General features: G+C 72.8%; 28 protein-coding genes and 1 pseudogene. 18 read left to right on the plus strand and 11 right to left on the minus strand.

All coding sequences use genetic code 11. The features are described 5' to 3' along the window. Nucleotides 1-145: 145 nt before the first annotated feature. Genes WD341_RS11220 through WD341_RS11240 form a run of 5 tightly spaced genes read left to right on the plus strand, consistent with a single transcriptional unit; the run spans nucleotide 146 to nucleotide 4810 of the window. Nucleotides 146-907, plus strand: coding sequence for an ABC transporter ATP-binding protein (locus WD341_RS11220; protein WP_368425542.1), 762 nt, complete (start codon nucleotides 146-148; stop codon nucleotides 905-907). Further along, complete coding sequence (locus WD341_RS11225) at nucleotides 900-1646, plus strand: ABC transporter ATP-binding protein (protein ID WP_368425543.1); 747 nt, start codon at nucleotides 900-902, stop codon at nucleotides 1644-1646. The genes WD341_RS11220 and WD341_RS11225 overlap by 8 nt, the downstream gene beginning before the upstream one ends. A 49-nt stretch (nucleotides 1647-1695) precedes the next feature. Beyond that, nucleotides 1696-2907: an ABC transporter substrate-binding protein gene (locus tag WD341_RS11230; RefSeq protein ID WP_368425544.1), complete on the plus strand. Its 1212-nt coding sequence runs from the start codon at nucleotides 1696-1698 to the stop codon at nucleotides 2905-2907. A gap of 35 nt (nucleotides 2908-2942) precedes the next feature. Beyond that, nucleotides 2943-3833, plus strand: coding sequence for a branched-chain amino acid ABC transporter permease (locus WD341_RS11235; protein ID WP_368425545.1), 891 nt, complete (start codon nucleotides 2943-2945; stop codon nucleotides 3831-3833). Then, complete coding sequence (locus WD341_RS11240; RefSeq protein WP_368425546.1) at nucleotides 3830-4810, plus strand: branched-chain amino acid ABC transporter permease; 981 nt, start codon at nucleotides 3830-3832, stop codon at nucleotides 4808-4810. The genes WD341_RS11235 and WD341_RS11240 overlap by 4 nt, the downstream gene beginning before the upstream one ends. Nucleotides 4811-4826: 16 nt before the next feature. On the opposite strand, the gene WD341_RS11245 is transcribed toward WD341_RS11240, so the two are convergent. Together WD341_RS11245 and WD341_RS11250 are read right to left on the minus strand one after the other, a co-directional pair. After that, a complete protein-coding gene (locus WD341_RS11245) occupies nucleotides 4827-5528 on the minus strand; it encodes a hypothetical protein (protein WP_368425547.1) in 702 nt (233 codons plus the stop codon). 11 nt (nucleotides 5529-5539) lie between these two features. Continuing rightward, nucleotides 5540-6709, minus strand: coding sequence for a zinc-dependent alcohol dehydrogenase (locus tag WD341_RS11250; RefSeq protein WP_368425548.1), 1170 nt, complete (start codon nucleotides 6707-6709; stop codon nucleotides 5540-5542). A 225-nt stretch (nucleotides 6710-6934) separates the two neighbouring features. Between WD341_RS11250 and WD341_RS11255 the strand changes: the two genes are divergently transcribed. The 3 genes from WD341_RS11255 to WD341_RS11265 are packed head-to-tail and all read left to right on the plus strand — an operon-like array spanning nucleotide 6935 to nucleotide 10327. Next, nucleotides 6935-7909 carry a 2-dehydro-3-deoxygalactonokinase gene (locus WD341_RS11255; RefSeq protein ID WP_368425549.1) on the plus strand — a complete coding sequence of 325 codons (975 nt, stop codon included), beginning with the start codon at nucleotides 6935-6937 and terminating at the stop codon, nucleotides 7907-7909. A gap of 1 nt (nucleotide 7910) precedes the next feature. Then, nucleotides 7911-8510, plus strand: a complete 600-nt coding sequence (locus tag WD341_RS11260) for a 2-dehydro-3-deoxy-6-phosphogalactonate aldolase (RefSeq protein WP_368425550.1) — start codon at nucleotides 7911-7913, stop codon at nucleotides 8508-8510. A gap of 35 nt (nucleotides 8511-8545) precedes the next feature. Beyond that, entirely contained in the window at nucleotides 8546-10327 is a 1782-nt protein-coding gene (locus tag WD341_RS11265; protein WP_368425551.1) for an IlvD/Edd family dehydratase, read from the plus strand. A 57-nt stretch (nucleotides 10328-10384) separates the two neighbouring features. Here the strand turns inward: WD341_RS11265 and WD341_RS11270 are convergent, their stop codons facing one another. Next, nucleotides 10385-10627: a CGNR zinc finger domain-containing protein gene (locus WD341_RS11270; protein WP_368425552.1), complete on the minus strand. Its 243-nt coding sequence runs from the start codon at nucleotides 10625-10627 to the stop codon at nucleotides 10385-10387. After that, the gene (locus WD341_RS11275) at nucleotides 10543-10989 is read right to left on the minus strand and encodes an ABATE domain-containing protein (protein WP_368425553.1); all 447 of its coding nucleotides are present in this window, start codon (nucleotides 10987-10989) and stop codon (nucleotides 10543-10545) included. The genes WD341_RS11270 and WD341_RS11275 overlap by 85 nt, the downstream gene beginning before the upstream one ends. A 94-nt stretch (nucleotides 10990-11083) precedes the next feature. Between WD341_RS11275 and WD341_RS11280 the strand changes: the two genes are divergently transcribed. After that, nucleotides 11084-11428: a hypothetical protein gene (locus WD341_RS11280; protein ID WP_368425554.1), complete on the plus strand. Its 345-nt coding sequence runs from the start codon at nucleotides 11084-11086 to the stop codon at nucleotides 11426-11428. A 12-nt stretch (nucleotides 11429-11440) separates the two neighbouring features. On the opposite strand, the gene WD341_RS11285 is transcribed toward WD341_RS11280, so the two are convergent. Together WD341_RS11285 and WD341_RS11290 are read right to left on the minus strand one after the other, a co-directional pair. Then, nucleotides 11441-12175, minus strand: a complete 735-nt coding sequence (locus WD341_RS11285; RefSeq protein WP_368425555.1) for an alanyl-tRNA editing protein — start codon at nucleotides 12173-12175, stop codon at nucleotides 11441-11443. A 315-nt stretch (nucleotides 12176-12490) separates the two neighbouring features. Then, nucleotides 12491-13333 (minus strand): helix-turn-helix domain-containing protein, encoded by an 843-nt coding sequence (locus WD341_RS11290; RefSeq protein ID WP_368425556.1) that lies wholly within the window; start codon nucleotides 13331-13333, stop codon nucleotides 12491-12493. 154 nt (nucleotides 13334-13487) lie between these two features. Between WD341_RS11290 and WD341_RS11295 the strand changes: the two genes are divergently transcribed. The 5 genes from WD341_RS11295 (at nucleotide 13488) to WD341_RS11315 (ending at nucleotide 17878) form a co-directional block, all read left to right on the plus strand. Continuing rightward, nucleotides 13488-14402 (plus strand): LysR substrate-binding domain-containing protein, encoded by a 915-nt coding sequence (locus tag WD341_RS11295; RefSeq protein WP_368425557.1) that lies wholly within the window; start codon nucleotides 13488-13490, stop codon nucleotides 14400-14402. 137 nt (nucleotides 14403-14539) lie between these two features. Next, nucleotides 14540-15508, plus strand: a complete 969-nt coding sequence (locus WD341_RS11300; protein WP_368425558.1) for a CmcJ/NvfI family oxidoreductase — start codon at nucleotides 14540-14542, stop codon at nucleotides 15506-15508. 92 nt (nucleotides 15509-15600) lie between these two features. Beyond that, on the plus strand, nucleotides 15601-15954 hold the full coding sequence (locus tag WD341_RS11305) for a hypothetical protein (RefSeq protein ID WP_368425559.1): 354 nt from the start codon (nucleotides 15601-15603) through the stop codon (nucleotides 15952-15954). A gap of 88 nt (nucleotides 15955-16042) precedes the next feature. Continuing rightward, nucleotides 16043-17200 carry a site-2 protease family protein gene (locus tag WD341_RS11310; RefSeq protein ID WP_368425560.1) on the plus strand — a complete coding sequence of 386 codons (1158 nt, stop codon included), beginning with the start codon at nucleotides 16043-16045 and terminating at the stop codon, nucleotides 17198-17200. Nucleotides 17201-17215: 15 nt separating this feature from the next. Then, nucleotides 17216-17878 carry an SCO family protein gene (locus WD341_RS11315; protein WP_368425561.1) on the plus strand — a complete coding sequence of 221 codons (663 nt, stop codon included), beginning with the start codon at nucleotides 17216-17218 and terminating at the stop codon, nucleotides 17876-17878. Between the two features lie 68 nt (nucleotides 17879-17946). On the opposite strand, the gene WD341_RS11320 is transcribed toward WD341_RS11315, so the two are convergent. Next, nucleotides 17947-18171 (minus strand): hypothetical protein, encoded by a 225-nt coding sequence (locus WD341_RS11320; protein ID WP_368425562.1) that lies wholly within the window; start codon nucleotides 18169-18171, stop codon nucleotides 17947-17949. A gap of 102 nt (nucleotides 18172-18273) precedes the next feature. Between WD341_RS11320 and WD341_RS11325 the strand changes: the two genes are divergently transcribed. From WD341_RS11325 to WD341_RS11335, 3 genes are all read left to right on the plus strand, one after another. Continuing rightward, on the plus strand, nucleotides 18274-18981 hold the full coding sequence (locus WD341_RS11325; RefSeq protein WP_368425563.1) for a DUF1007 family protein: 708 nt from the start codon (nucleotides 18274-18276) through the stop codon (nucleotides 18979-18981). Continuing rightward, nucleotides 18978-20060, plus strand: coding sequence for a nickel/cobalt transporter (locus WD341_RS11330; RefSeq protein WP_368425564.1), 1083 nt, complete (start codon nucleotides 18978-18980; stop codon nucleotides 20058-20060). The genes WD341_RS11325 and WD341_RS11330 overlap by 4 nt, the downstream gene beginning before the upstream one ends. Before the next feature lie 170 nt (nucleotides 20061-20230). Next, nucleotides 20231-20995 (plus strand): SDR family oxidoreductase, encoded by a 765-nt coding sequence (locus WD341_RS11335; protein WP_368425565.1) that lies wholly within the window; start codon nucleotides 20231-20233, stop codon nucleotides 20993-20995. A gap of 24 nt (nucleotides 20996-21019) precedes the next feature. On the opposite strand, the gene WD341_RS11340 is transcribed toward WD341_RS11335, so the two are convergent. Both WD341_RS11340 and WD341_RS11345 read right to left on the minus strand, forming a co-directional pair. Then, nucleotides 21020-21424, minus strand: a complete 405-nt coding sequence (locus WD341_RS11340) for a bacteriohemerythrin (RefSeq protein ID WP_368425566.1) — start codon at nucleotides 21422-21424, stop codon at nucleotides 21020-21022. Nucleotides 21425-21530: 106 nt separating this feature from the next. Beyond that, nucleotides 21531-22046: an isoprenylcysteine carboxylmethyltransferase family protein gene (locus WD341_RS11345; protein WP_368425567.1), complete on the minus strand. Its 516-nt coding sequence runs from the start codon at nucleotides 22044-22046 to the stop codon at nucleotides 21531-21533. Between the two features lie 161 nt (nucleotides 22047-22207). Between WD341_RS11345 and WD341_RS11350 the strand changes: the two genes are divergently transcribed. Continuing rightward, the gene (locus WD341_RS11350; protein WP_368425568.1) at nucleotides 22208-22465 is read left to right on the plus strand and encodes a DUF6455 family protein; all 258 of its coding nucleotides are present in this window, start codon (nucleotides 22208-22210) and stop codon (nucleotides 22463-22465) included. Nucleotides 22466-22481: 16 nt separating this feature from the next. Here the strand turns inward: WD341_RS11350 and WD341_RS11355 are convergent, their stop codons facing one another. Next, the gene (locus tag WD341_RS11355) at nucleotides 22482-23474 is read right to left on the minus strand and encodes a RimK family alpha-L-glutamate ligase (RefSeq protein ID WP_368425569.1); all 993 of its coding nucleotides are present in this window, start codon (nucleotides 23472-23474) and stop codon (nucleotides 22482-22484) included. Nucleotides 23475-23618: 144 nt separating this feature from the next. After that, nucleotides 23619-23946 (minus strand): annotated as a pseudogene (locus WD341_RS11360) (peptidase M14); the annotation flags it as partial.

The following is a 23946-nucleotide window of genomic DNA, read 5'->3' on the forward strand; positions in this document are numbered from 1 at the left end:
CCCCCGCCATGGGATTGACGCAGAGCAGCGATGCGCTAACGTGCGGCGCGCCTGCCGATGGCGCCGGGGAGGATCCCGGCCTCGCCACGGCGGGCAAGAGGAAGTACGAACCCCCGGGACAACCAGAGGGCGGCAGGGAGCGAGCGTGGCCACGGAGCGCGACTACGTCATCGAGACCCAGGGTCTCACCAAACATTTCAAGGGTTTCGTCGCCGTTAATGACGTATCGCTCAAGGTTCGCGAGGGCACCATCCATGCCCTGATCGGCCCCAACGGCGCCGGCAAGACGACCGTCTTCAACCTGATCACCAAGTTCCTCGAGCCGAGCGCCGGGACGATCCGCTACCGCGGCCACGACATCACCGGGGCCAAGCCGGCCGCGGTGGCACGGCGCGGCATGGTGCGCTCCTTCCAGATCTCCGCGGTCTTCCCCCACCTGAGCGTGCTGGAGAACGTGCGCATCGCGCTGCAGCGGCCGACCGGCCGCTCGCTGCAGTTCTGGCGCTCCAGCGCCTGCCTGTCGGACCTCGAGGCGCGCGCCGACGCTCTGCTCGAGGCGGTCGACCTGCAGGACGCCCGCTCCACCCAGGCCGGCGAGCTGCCCTACGGCCGCAAGCGGGCGCTGGAGATCGCCACCACCCTGGCGCTCGAGCCGCAGGTCATGCTGCTCGACGAGCCGATGGCCGGCATGGGGCGCGAGGACGTCAAGCGCGTCTCGGCGCTGATCCGCGAGGTCGCCCAGGGGCGCACGGTGCTGATGGTCGAGCACAACCTGGACGTCGTCGCCGACCTCTCCGACACCATCACCGTGCTGCAGCGCGGCCAGATCCTGGCCGAGGGCAGCTACGAGGAGGTGTCGAACGATCCCGAGGTGCGCGAGGCCTACATGGGGACCGGACATGGCTGACGCATCGACGCTGCGCGACGAGGGCGCCGGCCGCGAGGGCGAGGCGCTGCTGTCGGTCGAGGCGCTGCACGCCTGGTACGGCGAATCGCACATCCTGCACGGCGCCGCCTTCGAGGTGCGCCAGGGCGAGGTCGTGACCCTGCTCGGCCGGAACGGCGCGGGCAAGACCACGACCCTGCGCTCGATCATGGGGCTGGTCGACCAGCGCCGCGGCTCGATCCGCTTCGAGGGCCGCGACATCGTCGGGCTCACCGCCGACCGCATCGGGCGGGCCGGCATCGCCTACTGCCCGGAGGAGCGCGGCATCTTCGCCAGCCTCGACGTCGAGGAGAACCTGCTGCTGCCGCCCGTGGTGCGGCCCGGCGGCATGTCGGTCGAGGAGATCTATCAGGTCTTCCCGAACCTCCAGGAGCGGCGGCGCAGCCCCGGCACGCGGCTGTCCGGCGGCGAGCAGCAGATGCTGGCGATCGGGCGGATCCTGCGTACCGGGGCGCCGCTGCTGCTGCTCGACGAGCCGACCGAGGGATTGGCGCCGGTCATCGTCCAGCAGATCGGCAAGGTCATCCGGCAGCTCAAGGACCAGGGCTTCACGATCCTGCTCGTCGAGCAGAACTTCCGCTTCGCCGCCACCGTGGCCGACCGGCACTACGTGATGGAGCACGGCCAGGTGGTCGACGAGTTCGCGAACGACCGGCTCGAGGAGAACATGGACAAGCTCCATGCCTACCTCGGCGTCTGAGCCCCGAAGGGTGGGGGAACCACAAGAAGGCATTGATAGGGAGAGCCTGATGCAAGTTTCACGAATTGCGCTTTGCGCCGCGGCGTTCGGTCTGATCACGACCGGCGCCCAGGCCGAGATTTCCGACAACACGATCAAGATCGGCGTCATGAACGACCAGTCCGGTCTCTACACCGACCTCGGCGGTCCCGGCTCGGTCGAGGCCGTGCGCATGGCCGTCGAGGAGATCGGCGGCGAGATCGCCGGCGCCAAGATCGAGGTCCTCTCGGCCGACCACCAGAACAAGCCCGACATTGGCTCCAGCATCGCGCGCCAGTGGATCGACCAGGAGGGCGTCGACGTCATCGTCGACGTGCCGAACTCCGGTGTCGCGCTGGCCGTTTCCAAGCTGACCGGCGAGAACGACGTGGCCTTCCTCAACAGCGGTGCGGCGACCACCCGCCTGACCAACGAGGACTGCCAGCCGACCACCGTCCACTACACCTACGACACCTATGCCCTGGCCATCGGCACCGGCAAGGCGATGGTCGAGGAGGGCGGCAAGTCCTGGTTCTTCATCACCGCCGACTACGCCTTCGGCCACTCGCTGGAGCAGGACACCTCGAACGTGGTCAAGGAGAACGGCGGCGAGGTCCTGGGCACGGTGCGCCATCCGCTCAGCAGCTCGGACTTCTCCTCCTACCTGCTGCAGGCCCAGGGCTCGGGCGCCCAGGTCATCGGCCTGGCCAATGCCGGCGGCGACACCACCAACACGATCAAGCAGGCCAACGAGTTCGGCATCGTCCAGAGCGGCCAGCAGCTCGCCTCGCTGCTGATCTTCCTGACCGACGTCGACAGCCTCGGCCTCGACGTCGCCCAGGGGCTGACGCTCACGACCGGCTTCTACTGGGATCGCGACGAGGAGAGCCGCGAGTTCGCAAAACGCTTCGCCGAGCGCATGAACGGCCAGCAGCCGACCATGGTCCACGCCGGCGTCTACTCCGGCATGAAGCACTACCTGGCGGCCCTCGCTGAGATCGGGGACGACGGCGGCAAGGCGGTCGTCGACCAGATGAAGAAGATGCCGATCAACGACTTCTTCGCCAAGGACGGCGTCATCCGCGAGGACGGCCGCATGGTCCACGACATGTACCTGGCGCGCGTCAAGGCGCCGGGCGACTCCTCGGGCAAGTGGGACTACTACGAGATCCTGCGCACGATCCCGGGCGACCAGGCCTTCCAGCCGCTGTCCGAGAGCCGTTGCCCGCTGGTCACCCAGTAGGCCTGTGAAGCGACTCCGATGACCAGGGGTGCGTCATGACGGAATTGCTCGGAATCCCGCCGCAACTGCTGTTCGGGCAGCTGCTGCTAGGCCTGATCAACGGCTCCTTCTATGCCGTGCTCAGCCTGGGGCTGGCGGTGATCTTCGGGATGCTGAACGTCATCAACTTCGCGCACGGCGCGCTCTACATGACGGGCGCCTTCGTCGCGTGGCTGCTGTTGTCCTATCTCGGCATTCCCTACTGGGCGGCACTCGTCCTCGCTCCCCTGGTCGTCGGGCTGCTCGGCATCCTGCTGGAACGCACGATGCTGAGCCGCCTCTACAAGCTCGACCACCTCTACGGCCTGCTGCTGACCTTCGGCCTGGCGCTGATCATCGAGGGCCTGTTCCGCAACGCCTACGGCGTCTCCGGGCAACCCTATCCGATCCCCTCCTGGCTGCAGGGCGGCTTCAACCTCGGCTTCATGTTCCTGCCGGTCTACCGCGGCTGGGTCGTGCTGGCCTCCATCGTGATCTGCTTCGGCACCTGGTTCCTGATCGAGCGCACGCGCCTCGGCTCCTACCTGCGCGCGGCGGTCGAGAATCCGCAGCTGGTCCGGGCCTTCGGCATCAACGTGCCGCTGATGATGACCCTGACCTACGGCGGCGCGGTCGCGCTGGCCGGCTTCGCCGGCGTGCTCGCGGCGCCGATCTATCAGGTCAATCCCCTGATGGGACAGCAGATGATCATCGTCGTCTTCGCCATCGTCGTGATCGGCGGCCTCGGCTCGATCATGGGCTCGATCGTCACCGGCCTCGGCGTCGGCGTGATCGAGGGCCTGGCCAAGACCTTCTATCCGGAGGGCTCGGCGACCGTGGTCTTCGTCCTCATGGCGATCGTGCTGCTGCTGCGGCCGCACGGCCTGTTCGGCAGGACCCGGACATGAGGCGCCTCAGCACCAACCTCGGCTTCGGCGTGCTGTTCCTGGCCTTCATGCTGGCCGGGCCCTACCTCGGGCTCTACCCGGTCTTCCTGATGAAGCTGCTCTGCTTCGCGCTCTTCGCCTGCGCCTTCAACCTGATGATCGGCTTCGTCGGCCTGCTGTCCTTCGGCCACGCCGCCTTCTTCGGCATGGCGGCCTACGTCACCGGCCACGCCATGCTGGTCTGGGCCCTGCCGCCGTTGCTGTCGATCCTGCTCGGCGTGCTGGTCGGGGCGGCCCTCGGCCTGGGCTTTGGCCTGCTGGCGATCCGCCGCCAGGGCATCTACTTCGCCATGATCACCCTGGCGCTGGCGCAGATGGTCTACTTCTTCGCCCTGCAGGCGCCCTTCACCTACGGCGAGGACGGTATCCAGGGTATCCCGCGCGGCACCCTGTTCGGCCTGCTCGACCTCAACGAGACCATGAATCTCTACTACCTGGTCCTGGCGATCTTCGCGGTCGGCTTCCTGGTCATCTACCGGATCGTCCATTCACCCTTCGGCGAGGTGCTGAAGGCGATCCGCGAGAACGAGCAGCGCGTGATCTCGCTGGGCTACGACGTCAATCTCTTCAAGCTGGCCGCCTTCACGCTTTCTGCCGGCCTGACCGGGCTGGCCGGGGCGACCAAGGCGATCGTGTTCCAGGCGGCGACCCTGACCGACGTCCACTGGCAGATGTCGGGCGAGGTCATCCTGATGACCCTGCTCGGCGGCATGGGCACGATCTGGGGGCCTGTCGTCGGCTCGGCCGTGATCGTCACCCTGCAGAACTACCTGGCCGGGTTCGGCTCCTGGGTCACGGTGGTCACCGGCGCGATCTTCGTGGTCTGCGTGTTGACCTTCCGCCGCGGCATGGTCGGCGAGCTGGTGCATCTGCTGCGGCCGCGGCCGCGCGTCGAGCCGGAGCCCAAACCGGCCGAGCGCGCAGGCGAAGCCGACTAGGTCGACCCTCTGCCGGCTAACCCTGGCCTTGGGGCGGAGGCCCGGCCGGCCCGGCGGCGCGGCCGGGCGCGGTCTGGGATCCGGCTTGGCCGTCGGAAGGCCCTGCGCCCGCGTTGGTGGCCTTGCTCTCGCCGGACGCACCCGAGGATTTGCCCGACTGACCGCCCGGTCTGCTGCCGGTCTGGTCCGTAGGCTGGCTCGCACCCGTGGCGCTGGCGCCGTCGTCTCGCTCCCTGCCGGCGGCAATCCCGCGCATCTCGGAGGCCGGCTTCGGGAAGCCGCTGCGGTCGCCGTAGTCAGGGCTGACGTAGTGGCCGGCCTCGGCCGCGCTCAGGGCGCGGGCGCAGGCGAGGTCGACCGTCATGAGGGCGGCGACCTTGGCCATGGCCACGCCGACGTGGCGGCGCTGCCGGTTGCGCCCGGCGAGAGCGGCGCCGAGCAGCGCCAGGTCGAGGGCGTCGCCGGCGACGCGGCCCCACAGCCACAGGCTAGGGTTCTCGCTGGCCAGGATGCCGGCCCCGGTCAGCACCTCGCGGGCCCCGCAGGCGCGCACGATGTTGGCGTCGCCCGGTCTGCCGAGGCAGCGGGCGATGGCCCCGGGCGCCAGCAGCTCGGCGGCGCCGAGGGCCAGCGAGAAGTAGCCGAGGCCGCTGGCCAGGGCGTCGGCCGAGGTCCTGGTTCGGCGCCGCCGCGGCGCGTCCGGGTAGACGTGGCGCATCTTGCCTCTCCTCAGGGCTTCAGCACGGCCTTGACGCAGCCGTCCTGCTTGTCGCGGAAGGTCTTGTAGAGCTCGGGGCCGTCCTCCAGCCCGGCGGTGTGGGTGATCACGAAGGAGGGGTCGATCTGGCCCTCCTCGATGCGCCGCAGCAGGTCCTCGGCCCAGCGGTTGACGTGGGTCTGGCCCATGCGGAAGGTCAGGCTCTTGTTCATCGCCGCGCCGAAGGGAATTTTGTCGACCAGGCCGGCGTAGACGCCCGGGATCGAGAGCGTACCGCCCGGCCGGCAGACGTAGATCATCTCGCGCAGCACGTGCGGTCGGTCGGTCTCCAGCATCACCGCCTGCTTCGCCCGGTCGTAGACCGAATCCAGCGTTGCCGTGGCGTGGGCCTCGAGGCCGACCGCGTCGATGCACTTCTGCGGGCCCTTGCCCCGGGTCAGCTCGCCCAGGCGCTCCAGCACGCTGTCCTCGTCGAAGTTGATGGCGATCGCGCCGCCGGCCTCGGCCATGCTCAGGCGCTCGGGCACGTTGTCGATGGCGACGACCTGGCGCGCGCCCATCATCACGGCGCTGCGGATGCAGAACTGGCCGACCGGGCCGCAGCCCCAGACGGCCACCGTGTCGTCCGGCTCGATCTCGCACTGGGCGGCGGCCTGCCAGCCGGTCGGGTAGATGTCGCCGAGGAACAGCACCTGCTCGTCGGTCAGCCCGTTGGGCACTTTGACCGGGCCGACGTCGGCGTAGGGCACGCGCACGTACTCGGCCTGTCCGCCGGGGTAGCCCCCGGTCAGGTGGCTGTAGCCGAACAGCCCGGCCGTGGTGTGCCCGAACATCTTGGCGGCCAGGCCGGCGTTGCGGTTGCTGCGCTCGCAGACCGAGAAGTTGCCGCGCCGGCATTGGTCGCAGTCGCCGCAGACGATGGTGAAGGGCACGACGACCCGGTCGCCGACCTTCAGCTTCTTGTTGGCGCGCCCGACCTCGACGACCTCGCCCATGAACTCGTGGCCGAGGATGTCGCCCGACTCCATGCCGAGCATGAAGCCGTCGTAGAGGTGCAGATCCGAGCCGCAGATCGCGCAGCTGCTGACCTTGACGATGGCGTCGCGGGGGCTCTCGATCTCGGGATCGGGGACGGTCTCGTAGCGGACGTCGTGCTTGCCGTGCCAGCAGAGTGCTTTCATCGCGGAAAAGCTCCCGGTGCAGGAGGGCCCGGGTCTGCCGGGCGGGTCTCTCCCTGCAACGACGGCCATGGGGGGGCGTTCCCGGACGCGCCGACCGGCCCGCAGCCGCTTAGCCCGCGGCGGCTTCCGCCTCGTCGGAATCGCCCTATGATAGCGTCGACGAAGCGGCGGCCGCCCTGACTCCCGGCCGGGCGCGGCGACGACCACGAACAGCCGGGTGTCGCGATGAGCGGGGCGGGCAAGGGCATCGACGGCAGCGCTCTCGACTGGATCGGGGTCGACTGGGGCACCAGCCGCCTGCGCGCCTGGGCCTTCGACGCGGCCGACAGGCCGTTGGGCGAGGCGCGCGGCGGGCCGGGCATGGGCGCCCTGGCCGGCCAGGGCGCCGAGGCCTTCGAGGCGGCGCTGGTCGGCGCGCTGGCCGACTGGCTCGACGGCCTGGAGGCGCCGCTGCCCGTGCTGGTCTGCGGCATGGCCGGCGCGCGCCAGGGCTGGCGCGAGGCGCCCTACCTGGACCTGCCGCTGGCGCTCGGGCGGCTTGGCGAGGGCCTGCTGCCGGTCGAGACCCGCGACCCGCGCCTGGCGGTCGCGCTGGTCCCGGGCCTGGCGCAGCGCGATCCGGCGGCGCCCGACGTGCTGCGCGGCGAGGAGACCCAGATCCTCGGCTTCCTGGCCGGGCGCCCGGCGGACGAGCGGGGCGGCCGCTGGACGCTCTGCCTGCCCGGCACCCACGCCAAGTGGGTCGAGGTCGCCGAGGGGCGCCTGCTCTCCTTCCGTACCTACATGACCGGCGAGCTCTTCGCCCTGCTGGCCGACCACTCGATCCTGCGCCACAGCCTCGGCGACGGGAGCGAGCGCGATCCCGCCGCCTTCGCCGTGGCCGTGCAGGAGGCGCTCGAGCAGCCGGCCGAGGTGCCGGCGCGCCTCTTCGCGCTGCGCGCCCGGCACCTGCTGTTCGAGGTTGCCGGCGGGGCCGCCCGTTCCCGCCTGTCGGGCCTGCTGATCGGCCAGGAGCTGGCCTCCGCGGTTGGGGCAGGCGAGGCGGGCAAGGAGGCGAGCCGGGTCGCGGTGATCGGCGACGACGCCCTGGCGGCGCTCTACGCCGAGGCGCTCGTGCTTGCCGGGCGGGCGCCGGAGACGGCGAGCGGCGCCGCCACGGTGATCCAGGGGCTGGCTGCGATCCGGCGGCAGGGGAGGTGAGATGCGCGCGCTGATGGCGATCCTGCGCGGCCTGACGCCGGAAGCGGCGCCGGCGGTCGGCGAGGCCCTGGTCGCGGCCGGCATCCTCCGGCTCGAGGTGCCGCTCAACTCGCCGCGGCCGCTGGAGTCGATCGCCCTGCTGGCCGAACAGCTGGCGGGGCGCGCCGAGGTCGGCGCCGGCACCGTGCTGACCCCGGCCGAGGTGGGCGAGGTGGCGGCGGCCGGCGGCCGCTTCGTGGTCTCGCCGAACAGCGACGCCCGCGTCATCGAGGCGACGCGGGCGCTCGGCCTCGCCTCCTATCCCGGCGCCTTCACCGCGAGCGAGTGCTTCCTGGCCGCCGCCGCCGGCGCCAGCGCGCTGAAGCTGTTCCCGGCCTTCCTGCTCGGTCCCGCCGGGGTCGCCGCGCTCAAGGCCGTCCTGCCGCCGGCGCTGGCCCTCTATGCGGTCGGCGGCATCGACGCGCCCGATCTGGCGGCCTATCGTCGGGCCGGCTGCCTCGGCTTCGGGCTCGGCTCGAGCCTCTACAAGCCGGGGCGTCCGGCCGAGGCCGTCGGCCTCGCCGCGCGGCACCTGGTCGAGGCCTACGACGAGCTGGACTGAACCCGCGACGACAATAAACGGATAGGGAGAGACCCATGAGCGACGGTGGCAGCAGGCGGCGTTCCCAGGCCTGGTTCGACAATCCGCACAACCCGGGCATGACCGCGCTCTACCTGGAGCGCTACCTGAATTACGGCCTGACCCGCGAGGAGCTGCAGAGCGGCAAGCCGATCGTCGGCATCGCCCAGACCGGCTCGGACCTGGCGCCCTGCAACCGCCACCACCTGGAGCTCGCCAAGCGCGTGCGTGACGGCATCGCGGCGGCCGGCGGCATCGCCATGGAGTTCCCGGTCCACCCGATCCAGGAGACCGGCAAGCGCCCGACCGCGGCGCTCGACCGCAACCTCGCCTACCTCGGCCTGGTCGAGGTGCTCTACGGCTACCCGCTCGACGGCGTCGTGCTGACCACCGGCTGCGACAAGACCACGCCGGCCTGCCTGATGGCCGCCGCGACCGTCGACATCCCGGCCATCGTGCTGTCCGGCGGGCCGATGCTCGACGGCCACTACAAGGGCGAGCTGGCCGGCTCGGGCACGGTCGTCTGGGACGCGCGCAAACTGCTGGCGGCCGGCGAGATCGGCTACGAGGAGTTCATGGACCGCGTCGCCTCCTCGGCGCCCTCGGTCGGCCACTGCAACACCATGGGCACGGCGCTCTCGATGAACTCCCTGGCCGAGGGCCTCGGCATGTCGCTGCCCGGCTGCGGCGCGATCCCCGCGCCCTACCGCGAGCGCGGCCAGATGGCCTGGGCGACCGGAAAGCGCATCGTCGCCATGGTCGAGGAGGACCTCAGGCCCTCCCAGGTCATGACCAGGGAAGCCTTCGAGAACGCTATCGTGCTCTGCTCGGCGCTCGGCGCCTCGACCAACGCGCCGCCGCACCTCAACGCCATCGCGCGCCACATGGGCGTCGAGCTGACGATGGAGGACTGGCAGCGTGTCGGCTTCGACGTGCCGCTGATCGTCGACTGCCAGCCCACGGGCCGCTTCCTCGGCGAGCGCTTCCACCGCGCCGGCGGGGTGCCGGCGGTGATGGCCGAGCTGATCGGGGGCGGCCTGATCCACGAGGCGGCGCTGACCGTCACCGGCCGCTCGATCGGCGAGGAGATGCGCGGCCGTTTCACCGAGGACCGCGAGGTGATCCGCCCGCTCGACCGGCCGCTCAAGGAGAGCGCCGGCCTGCTGGTGCTCGGCGGCAACCTGTTCGACGCCGCGGTCATGAAGACCTCGGCGATCGGGCCGGACTTCCGCCGCCGCTACCTGGAGAACCCCGAGCACCCGGGCATGTTCGAGGGCACGGCGATCGTCTTCGAGGGGCCGGAGGACTACCACGACCGCCTCGACGATCCGGACCTGCCGGTCGACGCCGACTCGATCCTCTTCATCCGCAACTGCGGGCCGATCGGCTATCCGGGCTCGGCCGAGGTCGTCAACATGCAGCCGCCGGCACGCCTACTGCGCGAAGGCATCACCGAGCTGCCGACGATCGGCGACGGCCGCCAGTCCGGCACCTCGGCCAGCCCCTCGATCCTCAACGCCTCGCCGGAGTCGGCGCTGGGCAGCGGCCTGGCCCTGCTGGCGACCGGCGACCGGGTGCGCATCGACCTCAAGAACCGGCGCGTCGACATGCTGGTCGAGGAGGCCGAGATCGAGCGCCGCCGCGCCGCCTGGAGCCCCACCATCCCCGAGCACCAGACGCCCTGGCAGGAGATCTACCGCAGCCTGGTCGGCCAGCTCGACCGCGGCGGCTGCCTGGAGCCGGCGACGCTCTACCTGCAGATCGACAAGACCAAGGGCATCCCGCGCGACAACCATTGAGCGGGGCCTCGGGCCGGGGCGGGAGAAGCGGGGGCGCGGGCCGAAGCGGCCCCCGTTTCACCCGGCCTTGCGGCGCGCGTAGTGGCGGCGGGCCTTGTCACGGTTGCCGCAGGTCGCCATCGAGCACCAGCGGCGCCGGTTGTTCGGGCTCTCGTCCAGGAAGATCCAGCCGCAGCGCTCGCCGGGACAGGCTTTGATCCGGCCGGCCTCGAGCGTCAGCAGGCATTCGCTCGCCGAATGCGCCAGCGTGCCCCGAGCCAGTCCAGCCTGGCGCCGGGCGCGAGCAGCAGGCGTCCGCATCGCCGCACGAGGGGCGGCGACGCCGCCATCGCGCGCGCCCGGTTCAGCGCTTCGAGGTCCGCCTGCGCGACCGCGCCCGGGGCCAGCAGCAGCCGGCGCAGGCTCGCCCGCAGCGCGCGGAGCGCCTCAAGCAGCCCGGCGTCCTGCCGGTCCGGCCGGTAGCCGGCCTCGACCAGGCCCTGGCGGCGGACCCAGACCGCGAGGTCGGCAAGGCTGGTCAGGCGTTCGTCGAAGGCGAGGCCCTCGGCGCTCCAGTTGCCGTTATGGCGCTGACCCGGCAGGCGCTCGCCGCCATCGGCGCCGGCGTCGGTGCGGCGCTGCTCGTCCGTGCCCTGGCCGGCTGAGCCAAGGCGGAAAATCACGCCTCGATTGATCCCGGTCAATGCCGGCCTCTCGCCTCGCGAGGGAAGGTCGCCCCAAGCCGCCTCGAACCGTGGGCGGCAGAGAGGAGGCGACATGGATCCGGACTTGCGTGCTCTGGTTTCGCGCACTGTCACCGAGGCCGGCCGGGACGAAGGCGTCCTCTGTGTCGGCTTCGCCCATGGCGCGGTCGTGACCGTGGCCTGGCCGCACCGGCTCGAGACCGCCGGCCGGCCGATCCGGGATCCCGCCGTCCTGGTCGGGCAGCGTCTGGTCGCGCTGTCGTCGGGCGGCGACCGCATCGCCCTGGATTTCTCTGATGGCGCCAAGCTGACGGTCGAGGTGGTCGACGACCACAAGATCTGCGTCGCCGGCTTCCACGCCCTGACCCGGCAGGGCCGCCTGATCGAGTGGCGGCACTTCGACGAGGAAGCCGCCTGAGCGCCGCCTTGCCTAGGCGGTGACCCCCGGGTGCCCGACCAGGCCGATCCGGACCCGCCGGTTGTGCCGGCCCTTGTTGTCGATCTTGAGGATGCGCAGCGGCGCCGAGGCGCCGGTCGAGGCCAGGTGCGTGCCGCCGCAGGCCTGGCGGTCGAGGCCGGCGATCTCGACGATGCGGATCCGCCCGTCCGGCGTCGGCGGCGGCGCCACCGAGCGGCTGCGGATCAGGCCGTGCTCGGCCTGCGCGGCAAGGGCCTCGACGTAATCGAAGGTGACGGCCAGATCCCGCGCGACCACCTCGTTGATCGGCGCCTCCAGCGCGCGCAGCCGCTCGCTGTCGGCGCCGGGAATGTCGAAGTCCATGCGCGCGGTGCCGTCGGCGTACATCTGCACGCCGGTGACCAGGGCGCCGTCGAAGGCCTGGAACACGAAGGCGTTGAGGATGTGGGTGCCGGTGTGGAGCTGGCGCATCGTGCTCCGGTAGCCGGGCTCGACCGCCGCCTCGACCGTGCCGGCGAGTTCGATCTCCTGCTCGAGCAGGTGCCAGGTCCGGCCGTCCGCCCGCTCGAAGCCGACGACCGCGACCTCGCCGCCGCCGTGGCGCAGCACCCCCAGGTCGGCCGGCTGGCCGCCGCCGCCGGGATAGAAGGGCGTCTCGGCCAGGGCGACCCGGCCGGGCCGACTGTCGAGCACCTGGGTCTCGAGCGTCAGCGTCTCGGGATGGGCGTGGCAGAAGTAGTGCGACATCGGGCGGGCGGCCTCCTGGCGACTGTGGAAGGCTGCAGTCTCGGCCGCGGGCGCTCGGCGGTATTGGCGAAAATTGCCGGCCAGGGCTCCCACGTTCCTCGACCAAGCTCGGGACGAAGCGGCAGCCGGCACTCCCTTCGGGTCGGCACCTGCAGGGCCCGCACGCCCCTCGACAGGCTCGGGACGAAGCATCCTTCCGGCCACTCCCCTCCGCTTCGTCCCGAGCTTGTCGAGGGGCGTGGGTGCGCCGCCGCCGCCGGAAGCAAGCCTTTCGTCCCCTGTCGAGGGGCGTGGGAGCGCGGACCGGATCGCCCCTCAGCCGCAACTCGCGCCGCGCGCCGCCTGCGCGAACTGGCGCGGCGTCATGCCGTAGCAGCGCTTGAAGTGCCGGGTCATGGCGCTCTGGTCGTAGAAGCCGGCCTCGGCGGCGACGGCGGCCAGCGGCGTGTTCCCGCGCAGCAGCCGGCAGGCGGCGTTGAGCCTGACCTGGGTCAGGTAGGCGTGGGGCGTCAGCCCGGTCGCGCGCTTGAACAGGCCGATCAGCTGGAACACCGTGAGGTCGGCCTCGGCCGCCAGTTCTTCGAGGCGCAGCGCCTCGCCGTGGCGGGCCTGCATCAGCGCGAGCGGGCGGGCCAGGCGGGCGCGCTCGGCCGGGGCCGGCGCGATCCGGGCGCGGTCGCTGCCGTGCCGGCGGAACAGCACCCCGAAGGAGCCGACCAGCAGCTCGCGCTCGCGGAAGGGGTCGCGGCCCTGCTCGAGCGCCCGGTGCAGCGCCAGGAAGGCGGCGGTCAGATCGCGGTCGGCGACCTTGTTGGCCAGGAAGTGGGGCAACGCCTCCACCCCGAGCGCCCGCTCCAGGCCGCCGATCGCCTCGCGCGTCAGGTAGAGCGAGCGATAGAGCCAGCGCGTGCTGCCGCCCATCCAGCCCTCGTGCGGCTCGGCGGGATTGAAGACGAAGAGCTCGCGGCCCCGCGCCTCGGTCTCGACGCCGCGGCTGCGGATCACGGAGCCGCCGGCCTCGGTGACCGCGACGACGAAGGCCTCGTGGCTGTGCGGCGGGTAGGCGTGGGTCGTGAAGTCGGCGCGCAGCAGGCTGAGGCCGGGGACGTGCCGGTCCCACCAGTAGTGGCTGCTGTTCCTGGGATCGCTGCGCGCCACGGCCGCCTCCGCCCTGCGGCCCAGGAGAAGCCGGCGGCAGCGCCTCTGTCAATCGGCAGGGGCTATTGGAGACCAATCGGCAGGGGCTATTGGAGACGGCGCGTCACAGGTCCCATGACTTGAATGGCGCTCATGAAGGCGCGAGCATCCGACGATGCACGAGCGCCGCTACAGCCTGCCGCCCTTCGCCGCCTTGCGCGCCTTCCACGCCGCCGCGACCCGGCGCCGGTTCAGGGACGCCGCCGAGAGCCTGGGGGTCACCGAGTCGGCGGTCAGCCACCAGGTGCGGCGGCTCGAGGACTTCCTGCGCGTCGCGCTGTTCGAGCGCGATGGCGGCGGCGTCCGCCTGACCGCCGCCGGCCGGCGCTACCTCGAGCAGATCGACCCGGCGATCCGCCAGATCGAGATCGCGACCGAGGCGCTGCTGCACCCCGGCGGCCGCAGCGTCGTGCGCCTGACGCTGCCGCCCTCGCTGGCGGCGAGCTGGCTGATCGCCCGGCTCGGCGGCTTCGAGCGCGCCCATCCCGACGTCGAGCTACAGCTGGTCGCCACCACCCGCGTGCTCGACCTCAGGCGCGACCAGGTCGACCTGGCGATCCGACACGGCAAGGGCGCCTGGCCGGGCGTCGAGGCGGCCTTCCTGCTCGAGGAGACGGCGCTGCCGGTTTGTGCCCCTGGCTACCTGGCGCTCGGCGACGGGGAGCCGGCCGCCGGGGAACCGACCGCCGAGGCGCTGCGCCGGGCCCGCCTGATCGTCAACACCCTGTCGCCCGACGAGTGGGAGGAATGGGCCCGCGCGCGGGGCTTGGCGCCGCCGGACCTGGCGGGAGCCATCGAGCTGGAAGGCGCCGAGCAGGTCCTGCAGGTCGCGGAAGGCGGTCACGGCCTGGCGATCGGGCGCCGGCCGGTCGTCGACGATCGGCTGGCGCGCGGCGTCCTGGAGGCGCCCTTCGGCGCCGGCGACCCGACGGGGGCGGCGCACTACCTGTGCCGGCCGGCCGGGACGGCGCCGACCGCCGCGGTGCGGCGGGTCGAAGCCTGGCTGCGCGACCTCGCCGGACGGACTTGAATATTGCTCAAGTCGACCTGAGGCGAACTCGCTGGCGAGGCCGACGCCCGGGCGCCAGCTTCTTCGGTGAGGGAGGAGTCCTCGACGCTATCCGCCGCCGAGGGACGGACCGCCCGCAGCCATCCGGGAGACCTGCCATGACCCTGCTTCCCGACCTGTTCGACGGACTGCTGTCCGATGCCCGCGACCGCCTGGTCTCGCTTCCCGCGGTCGAGCGCCCGCAGCTCGCGCCGGTCTGGGCGGCCCCGATCGCCCGGCGTCCGGAGCGCCCCCGGCCGCATCCCGCCGCCGACACCGAGGCGGCGCTGAGCTTCATCACGGCGACCGAAAGCAAGCCGGTCTTCCACAGCTCGGCCTACACCGGCGGCGCGCCCCGGCTGTTCTTCGACACCGAGCGGCACCTCGTGCCGGTCCGCGACCTCCGGCCCCTGGCCGGCGGGCTGTCGCTCGACCAGGAGGGCTTCGAGCTGCACCGATCGCCGAGCACGGTCGCCGATCTCCATGACGAAGCGGCCGTCGAGGCGCTCTACCTGCCCGAGGTCGAGGCCCTGCTGTGCCGGCTCACCGGCGCCGCCCGCGTCGTCGCCTTCGACGCCACCCGCCGCACCGACGGCCCGGGCTTTGTCGAGGGCGGCGTCGGCAAGCGGGGGCCCGCGCGGCAGGTCCACGTCGACTACACCCGCGCCAGCGGCCCGCGGCGCGCCGCGGACGTGCTCGGCACCGCCGAGGTCGAGCGGTGGCTGGCTGCCGGCGGACGCATCGCCCAGATCAACCTCTGGCGGCCGATCCGCGGCCCGGTCGAGCGCTCGCCCCTGGCGCTGGCCGACGCCGCCAGCGTGCGGCCGGCGGCGCTGGTCGCGACCGACCAGGTCTTTCCCGACCGGGTCGGCGAGATCTACCACCTGGCCTACGAGCCGACGCAGCGCTGGTACTGGGCGCCGCGCATGACGCCGGAGGAGGTGCTGCTGATCAAGGGCTGGGACAGCCGCGACGACGGCCGCGCCCGCTTCACGCCGCACAGCGCCTTCGACCTGCCGGCGACGCCGCCCGAGGCGGCGCCGCGCGAGTCGATCGAGGTGCGGACCTTCGCCCTCTTCGCGCGCTGAAAGCCGCGCAGAGGGCAATTTCCGCCAATACGCCGGCGCGCGCGCCGTCGACCTTCGCAGGCGCGAGGACCGCGGCGAGGGAGGACCAGGGGATGATCGTTCGGATCTGGCGCGGCGTCGCGCAGGCGGGGCGGGTCGCGGCCTACCGGGAGCATCTGGAGCGGCGGGTCTTCCCGCGGCTCGCCGGTCTCGCCGGCCATCGCGGGGCCTTCCTGCTCGCCCGCGTCGCCGGCGAGGCCGAGGCTGGGCCGGGCCCCGAGGGCGAGGAGGTCCTGGTCGCGACCCTGTGGGACGACCTCGACGCGCTCGAGGCCTTCGCCGGGCCGACGCCGCGGCGCGCCGTCGTCGAGCCGGAGGCGCGCGCGGTCCTCGCCGGCTTCGACGCCGAGGCCGCGCACTACGAGGTCCTGCTCGCCGCCCCCGGCGGGTTGTCCCCTGGCGGCTGACGCGGCTGCCTCGCGCTTGATCGACCTCAAGTCAGCCGGCGCCGGGCCTGCTAGAGTGTGCCCAGTCTCACCGGGTAGGAGTGGCGCGTTGTTCGGCAGGCAGATCACGCTGTTCGAGGTCTTCGGGTTCCGCATCAAGCTCGATCTCAGCTGGACCTTCCTGGCGCTGCTGATCGCCTGGTCGCTGGCCCAGGGGCTCTTTCCCAGCCTCTACGAGGGCCTGACGGTCGCGACCTACTGGTGGATGGCCGTGGTCGGCGTGATTGGCGTGCTGATCTCGCTGGTCTTCCACGAGCTGTCGCACTCCCTGGTCGCCCGGCGCTTCGGGCTGGAGATCCGCGGCATCACGCTGTTCCTGTTCGGCGGCATCGCCGAGATGCAGGAGGAGCCGGCCAGCGCCCGGGCGGAGTTCTGGATGGCGATCGCCGGCCCCGTGGCCAGCGGCCTGCTGGCGCTGGCCTTCTACGGCCTGGCCGCGCTCGGCGCCTCGGCCGGCGTCGCCGAGCCGGCCGTCGGCGTGGCGCGCTATCTCGGCTTCCTCAATGCGCTGCTCGCCGTCTTCAACCTGATTCCGGCCTTTCCGCTCGACGGCGGCCGGGTGCTGCGCGCGGCGCTCTGGCACCGCTGGGACGACCTGGCGCGGGCGACGCGCGCCGCCAGCCGGGCCGGCGCGCTCTTCGGCTTGGCGCTGATCGCCCTCGGCCTCGCCAGCGTGCTGACCGGCAACTTCATCGGCGGGCTCTGGTGGTTCCTGATCGGCCTGTTCCTGCGCCAGGCCGCCTCCTCGGCGCGCCTCCAGCTCGAGTCGACGCGGCTGCTGGCCGGCGTCCGCGTGCGCCGCTTCATGACCCCCGATCCGGTCACCGTGCCGGCGGACATGACGGTGCGCGCCTTCGTCGACGAGGTCCTGTTCCGTCACGGCCACGACTTCTATCCGGTGGTCGACCGGGAGCGTGGGGGCGAGGGAAGCGGGAGCGACCGGCTGCTGGGCGCGCTGGAGGCGCGCCGGGTCAAGGAGGTGCCGCGCGCGCTGTGGGACGAGACCCGCCTCGAGGAGATCGCGCGGCCGCTCGACGGCACGATCAGCGTCGAGGCCGACAGCGACGCCAGCCAGGCGCTGGCGCAGATGCAGCGCGACGGCGCCAGCCGGCTGCTGGTCGTCGAGCGCGGCCGCCTGGTCGGCCTGCTGACCCTCAAGGACCTGATGAAGCTCCTGGCCCTGCGCCTCGAGATGGGTCGCGACTAGGGGCGGCGGGCGGGCATGGCCGAACCTGGACGGTGGACGGGGGGGAAGACCGGCTCGCCGCTCGACCGCGCGCTGCGCTGGGGCACGGCGGTGGTCCTGCTCGCGGCGCTCGGCTTCGCCGCCTGGGTGCTGGCCGAGACCCTCTCGGAGCCGCGCAGCCTGAGCGGCCCCGGCTTGATCCAGGAGCGGCGCGACCTGGGCGGGCCCTTCCGGCTGACCGACCAGCGGGGGCGGACGGTCACCGAGGCCGATTTCGCCGGCGGCTTCACGCTGCTCTACTTCGGCTACAGCTTCTGTCCCGATCTCTGCCCGACGGCGCTCCAGACCATGGCCGACGCAAGGGCGCGCCTGGGCGAGCCGGGCCGGGTGCGGCCGCTGTTCGTCACGCTGGACCCGGCGCGCGACACGCCGGAGCACCTGGCCGGCTACATGGCGGCTTTCGGCGAGGACTTCGTCGGCCTGAGCGGACCCAAGCCGGAGATCGACCGCTTGACCCGGCGCTTCGGCGTCAGCTACCGCCTGCGCACCGAGGTCGATCCCCTCTACTATCCCGTCGACCATAGCTCGCGGATCTACCTGATGGATCCGGACTGGCGGGCGGTGGCGGTGCTCGACGAGTCGGCGACCCTGGACCAGGTCGTGGCGGCGCTGGAGCGGGCGCTCGCCGAGGGGCGCTAGGAAGGCTCGGACGGGACCTGGCCGAAAGGTCGCCTCAGTAGGTCCAACTGGTCAGTAGGTCCAACTGGTCAGTAGGTCCACTGGCAGGCGACCGCCATGCCGGCCATGGCCTCGTGCATGGCCAGGAAGCCCGCCTCGTAGAAGCCCTGCGCCGACTCCGAGAGCAGGGGCGGCAGGGCGAACAGCAGGCAAAGGGCGAGGAAGCCGGCCGAGGCGAGCACCACCGGATCGCGCGGCCGGCCCGAGGGCGGCGCCTCGGTGCCGGCGGCCGGTGTGCGGGGCTGCGTGAGCATGCGGACAATATGGCGCCCCGCCGCGGCGCGGGCAAGCAGCACTCCTCGCGCGGACTCGCCGGATCGGGCATGTTGGGGGCCGACGGAGCGGCGGAGGCAAGGATGAGCGCAGCGATGGGAAGGCGGCGGCCGGGCGGCCCGGTCCTGCTCGGCGGTTCTGTGCTCCTCGGCGGGGCACTGGTCGGAGCGCTCTCGCTCGCGGGCGGTGCGGCGCAGGCGCATCCCCACGCCTGGATCGACGTCCGGGTCGAGCTGCAGTTCGACGCGGCCGGGGCCGTCGCCTCGCTGCGCCAGACCTGGCTGTTCGACCCCTACTACACGGTCTTCGCGACCGAGGGCATGGACGCCGACGGGGACGGGCGACCCGACCCGGACCAGCTGGCCGAGCTGCTCGCGGTCCATCTCGGCAACCTCGAGGAGTACGGCTACTTCACCGCGGCCTCCGCGGCCGGCGAGGCGGTCGCCTTCGGCGCGCCGAGCGGCGGCGTCAACGCGATGCGCGGCGACCGCCTGGAGATGAGCTTCCTGCTGCCGCTCGCGGCGCCGGCCGACCCGGCGGCGGGCGGCTTCTCCTACCGGGTCTACGACCCGACCTACTACATCGAGATGCTGCACGCCGAGGAGCCTCCGGCGGTACGCCTGCTCGACGCCCCCGCGGGCTGCGACTACCGCATCGAGCCGGCCAATCCGGCGCCCGAGGCGGTCGGCCTGGCGGCCGCCGCCGACCGCTCGCAGCGGGTCGTGCCGGGCCCCGGCGGCGCCACCATCGGCGCGCTCTTCGCCGAGACCGTGACGGTGGACTGCCCATGACCGCTAGCCCTCCGCGGCAGCGCGCCCGCCCGGCCCCGGCGGCCGGGCCGCTCGGCCTCGCCGCGGGACTCGCGCTGCTGACGCTCGGCGGCCTGTGGCTGGCCGGGGCGCTGTCGCCGGACGCCGCCGGGCCCTGGACCCGTCTTCTCGTCTGGATCTTCGAGCAGCAGACGCGCTTCCACCGGGCGCTGACCGGCGAGCTCGGCGCCCTGCAGGGCCAGGAGGGCTCGGCGGCGCTGCTCGCCTCGGGCGCGCTGGTCGGGCTCAGCTTCCTCTACGGCGTCTTCCATGCCGCCGGCCCGGGACACGGCAAGGCGGTGATCGCGACCTACCTGCTGACCCAGCGGCAGAACCTGCGGCGCGGCATCGCGCTCGCCGTCGCGGCCTCCCTCTGCCAGGGCCTGGTCGCGCTGCTCCTGGTCTACGGCCTGATCGGCCTCGCCGGCTGGCTGCCGCGCGAGAGCGGCGTCGCCGTGACCTGGAGCGAACGCTTGAGCTACGCGCTGGTCGCCGGCGTCGGCCTGCTGCTGCTGCTGCGCGCGCTCGGCGGCCTGTGGCGCGGGAGCCGCGGGACCGGCCATCACGCCGCGCACGGTCACGCGCATCACCAGGGGCACCACGGGGGCCACCACGGGGGCCACCACGGGGCGCCGGGGCACGACCGTGCCGTCGAAGGCTGTGAGGCCTGCGCCCACGGCCCCTCCGCCAAGCAGCTGGCGCGCGCCGGCGACTGGCGCGCGAGCCTCGGCATCGTCCTCTCGGTCGGCCTCAGGCCCTGCAGCGGCGCGGTCGTGGTCCTGGTCTTCGCGCGCGCCGTCGGCCTCGGCTGGGCCGGCGTCGCGTCGGTTGCCGCGGTCTCGCTCGGCACCGCGATCACCGTCTCGGCCCTGGCCTGGCTCGCGGTCCATGCCCGCGACCTCGCGACCGCGTTGGCCGAGCGCTCCGAGCGCCTCGGCGGCGCCCGCCTGGCGCTGCTCGGGCAGGCCGCCGGCCTGGTCGGTGGCCTCGTCATCCTGGCGCTCGGCCTCTCGCTCTTCTCCGCCTCCTTCGCGCCGGTGCATCCGCTCGGCCTGCGCTGAGGCTTTCCAGAGCGCGCCCCGAGCGGCCCCCGAGCGCGGGGTCCGTTTTGCGCGAGCCCTCCGCAAGAAGCGGAGAGTGACCGGCTGCCCGGCCCGCGATCCTCCCTCCTGCCGGCGGGCGCCCCCAGAGGCGGCCGCCGGGCAACCGCAAAAGCAAGGGAGAGATCGACATGACCGCACTGACCGACAGGGTCGCCATCGTCACCGGCGCCAGCTCCGGCATTGGCCGCGCCACGGCCCGCCTCTTCGCGCGGGAGGGCGCCAGGGTGGTCGCGGCCGGCCGCCGCCGGGACGAGCTGGAATCCCTGGCCGCCGCGATCCGCGCCGAGGGCGGCGAGGTGGCCGTGCTGGCCGGCGACGTCCGCGAGGAGGAGCACGCCGCCGCCCTGGTCGCGCTCGCGCTCGAGCGTTTCGGCGGCCTCGACGTCGCCTTCAACAACGCCGGCGCGGTCGGCGAGATGGCGAGCGTGCCGGCGCTGTCGCTGGCCGCCTGGCGGGAGGCGATCGAGGTCAACCTGACCAGCGCCTTCCTCGCCGCCCGGCACCAGGTGCCGGCCCTGGTCGCGCGCGGCGGCGGGTCGCTGATCTTCACCTCCAGCTTCGTCGGTTATACGGTCGGCATGCCGGGCATGGGCGCCTACGCGGCGGCCAAGGCCGGGCTGATCGGACTGACCCAGACGCTCGCCGCCGAGCTCGGCGCCCAGGGCGTGCGCGTCAACGCGCTGCTGCCCGGCGGCACCGACACCCCGGGCGCGCGCGGTTCCGTGGGCACGCCGGAGTCCCGCGCTTTCGTCGAGGGGCTGCACGCCCTGAAGCGGATGGCGGCGCCGGAGGAGATCGCGCGCTCCGCGCTCTACCTCGCCTCCGAGGCTTCCAGCTTCACGACCGGCACGGCGCTGCTCGCCGACGGCGGCGTCTCGATCACCCGGACCTGAGCGGCGCTCGGCAGAGGTGGCGAGTCATCGGATTCCCTGGTTGCGGTCGGCGACCCAGTTCGCGAACTGCATGTCGCGCAGCAGCACGACGCGGATCAGCTCGTGGTAGCAGGTCTGGGCCACGCCGCCCTCGACCGGCCGGCCGTCCTCGACGCTGCGCATCAGCCGCTCCAGCGCCTCGAGGATCTCGCCGTGGTGCGCCCTGTGGGGCTCGAGGTGCGGGTAGCGCATCGCCTTCAGGTGGGCCTCCTCCTGGGCGAAGTGATGGGCGAGATGGGCCCGGAAGGCCGCCAGGACGGCGAACAGCCCCTGCGGGTCCGCCGACCGCTCGGTGGCGTGGATCGAATCGATCGTGGCGGCGAGACGCCGGTGATCCTCGTCGATCCAGGGATCGCCGGTCAGGAAGGCGTCGGTGAGCTCGAACTTCATCGGCACCCTCTCGGCCGTGGCAGTCAGGCCGCTCCACCTTCTCATGGGCGGCGGAGCCTACATAGCAATTGCCCGGAACCCCGGGAATAGCCCTTCGCCGCCCGCGTTACAGCCAGCGCCGGACCCGTGCCTTGTAGTCCCGATAAGGCTGCCCGAAGCGAGCCTCGAGGTAGCGCTCCTCGCGCCCGATCACGCCGTAGCGCACGACCGCCAGCAGCGGCGCCAGGAGCAGCAGGGTCAGGGGACCGCCTGCCGCGAGGAGGACGCCGAGGTAGACCAAGGCCATGCCGAGGTACATCGGGTTGCGCGTGAAGCGGTAGGGGCCCTCGACGACCAGGGCGCGCGTCGGCTTCCAGGGCTCGGGCTCGGTGCCGGCGCGCCGGAAGCCGCGCAGCGCCGGCAGCGCCAGGCCGAAGCCGGCGAGCGCGACGGCACCGCCGAGCAGCAGCCGCAGCGGCAGTTCCAGGGGCAGGCCGGGCAGGCCGAACAGGCGGTCCAGGCCCAGCCCGGCGAGGAGCGCGCCGAGATAGAGCAGGGGCGGCGGTGCGATAACCCCCGCCGTCTCGCGCTCGCCCTTCTGGTGCCCGCCCGTCTTGTCCCCGCCCGTCTTGTCCCCGCCCATCCGATCGCTCCTGCGGTCCGGCGGCGAGCATAGCGCAGCCGGCGATCGGGCCCTAGGTCGCGTCGGCGTCGTGATTTGCGCTGGCGCAAGGACAGGCGGCCGCCGCCGTCCTTTGCTGGGATTCGCCGACACCCGGCAGCGCAGCCAGCGAGGAGCGCCCGATGAAAGAGTACCTGTCCCGGCTCGACGCCAAGTCCCGCAATCTCGGCCGGATGATGACGCAGTGCGGCGTCGACCCGGCGCGCCTTGCCGGCGACCAGCTCGGCCAGACCATGGCGGCGACCGCGCGCGCCTGCATCGCCTGCCCGCACGGCGCGGCCTGCGCGCTCTGGCTCGAGGCGGCGGCGGCCTCCGGCACCACGGCGCCGCCGCACTTCTGCCCGAACGCCGGACGCTTCCGCAGCCACCGGTTCCACTGAGCCCCGGCCGCGGGGCTCAGGCGGCTTCGTCCGCCCGCAGCCCCTCGAGCTGCTCGCCGAGGAAGCGGGCCAGGCGCGCCATGCCGCCCTCGAAGGCGGGGTTGGCGGCGCTTGCGCGGGCCTCGGCATCGCCGTTGTAGTTGGTGTTGGTGTTGACGTCGTAGACGAAGGCCTGGCCGTGGCGGTCGACGATGAACTCGACGCCCGCGACCTCGATGCCGTGGGCGGCGAGGAAGCGCTCGAGCCGGGCGATCAGGGCGTGGCGGAAGCCGTAGACGATGCTGAACTTCGAGAGGCCCCCGTTCGCGCCCGCGGCACCGGCCGGGCAGGCCGCGCCCTCGGGGAGCAGCTGGCCGGGCAGCTCGCAGGCGTCGGCCGGGCAGAGCTCGAAGCCCTCGCTGGTGTCGACCCGGACGGCGTAGTGGAAGCGGCCGCCGACGAACTCCAGGCGGGTGATGAAGGGCTCGGGCGCGGCGACGTACTGCTGGACCAGCCAGATGCCGTCGAGCGGCGCCGCGGCGGGGTCGTCCAGCGCCTCCTCGACCGCCGCCGAGGAATGCACCAGGCGCACGCCGAGGCCCTTGCCGCCGCGGTTCGGCTTCAGGATCAGCGGCCACTCGCCGAACTCGCGCGCCGCGGCCAGGACCTGCTCGCGGCCGACCGTGGCGACGGTGCGCGGGGTCGCGATGCCGGCGGCCTGAAGCGCCGCGTACTGGCCCAGCTTGTCGACCTCCAGGGCGATCGCGCGGCTGCCGTTGACCGTGCGCCGGCCGTGCAGCTCCAGCCATTGCAGGGTGGCGCGCGTCGCCTCCGGCGCGAAGCGGTGGCCGCGGGTGTGAGAGGAGGCGCTCATGCGGTTGTAGTAGACGCCCTCGGGCGGCAGCCGGTCGAGCGCGACCCGTGCCTCGTCCAGGAACCACTCGCGGTAGGGCAGGTCCTGCGCCTCGAAGGCCGCGCGCAGCGGCAGCACCCACTCCTCGTTCTCGTGCAGGACGTAGATCCGACTCATCGCGCATGCCTCTTCCGCTGCGGGGCCGGCCCGGGTCGCCGAGCCTCCGGGACAAGGTGACGGCACCGGCGCCCCGGCTCAAGGCGCGCGGCGGCGACCTGGGGTCAAAGGTATCGTGACGTGCGCTGGCCGGTTGCGGCGGCCTCAGGCCAGGTAGCGGCCGAGCCGGACCGCGGTCTGGCCGCGCTGCAGGCGCCGCGAGGGCATGATCAGCACGCAGTCGTCGTAGGGGGTTACCACGGGCCGGCCGCCGTCGCGGGCGAGCAGGGAGCCTTGGCGCGCGATCGTCTCCATGCCCCGGAAGTCCTCGACGAAGTCGAAGTCGTCGCTCTCGATGGTGACCGCCTGGGTGACCTCGATGAAGCGCTGGGGCGGGTGCGGGGCCCCCAGGCGGGGGGGGGGGGGGGGGGGGGGGGGGGGGCCCCCCCGGCGGCCGGCGACGTCGCCGGCCTCGAGGGTGCCGCAGGCGACC

It is taken from the genome of Tistlia sp., from assembly GCF_040905785.1.
In the GTDB taxonomy this organism is placed as follows: domain Bacteria; phylum Pseudomonadota; class Alphaproteobacteria; order Kiloniellales; family DSM-21159; genus Tistlia.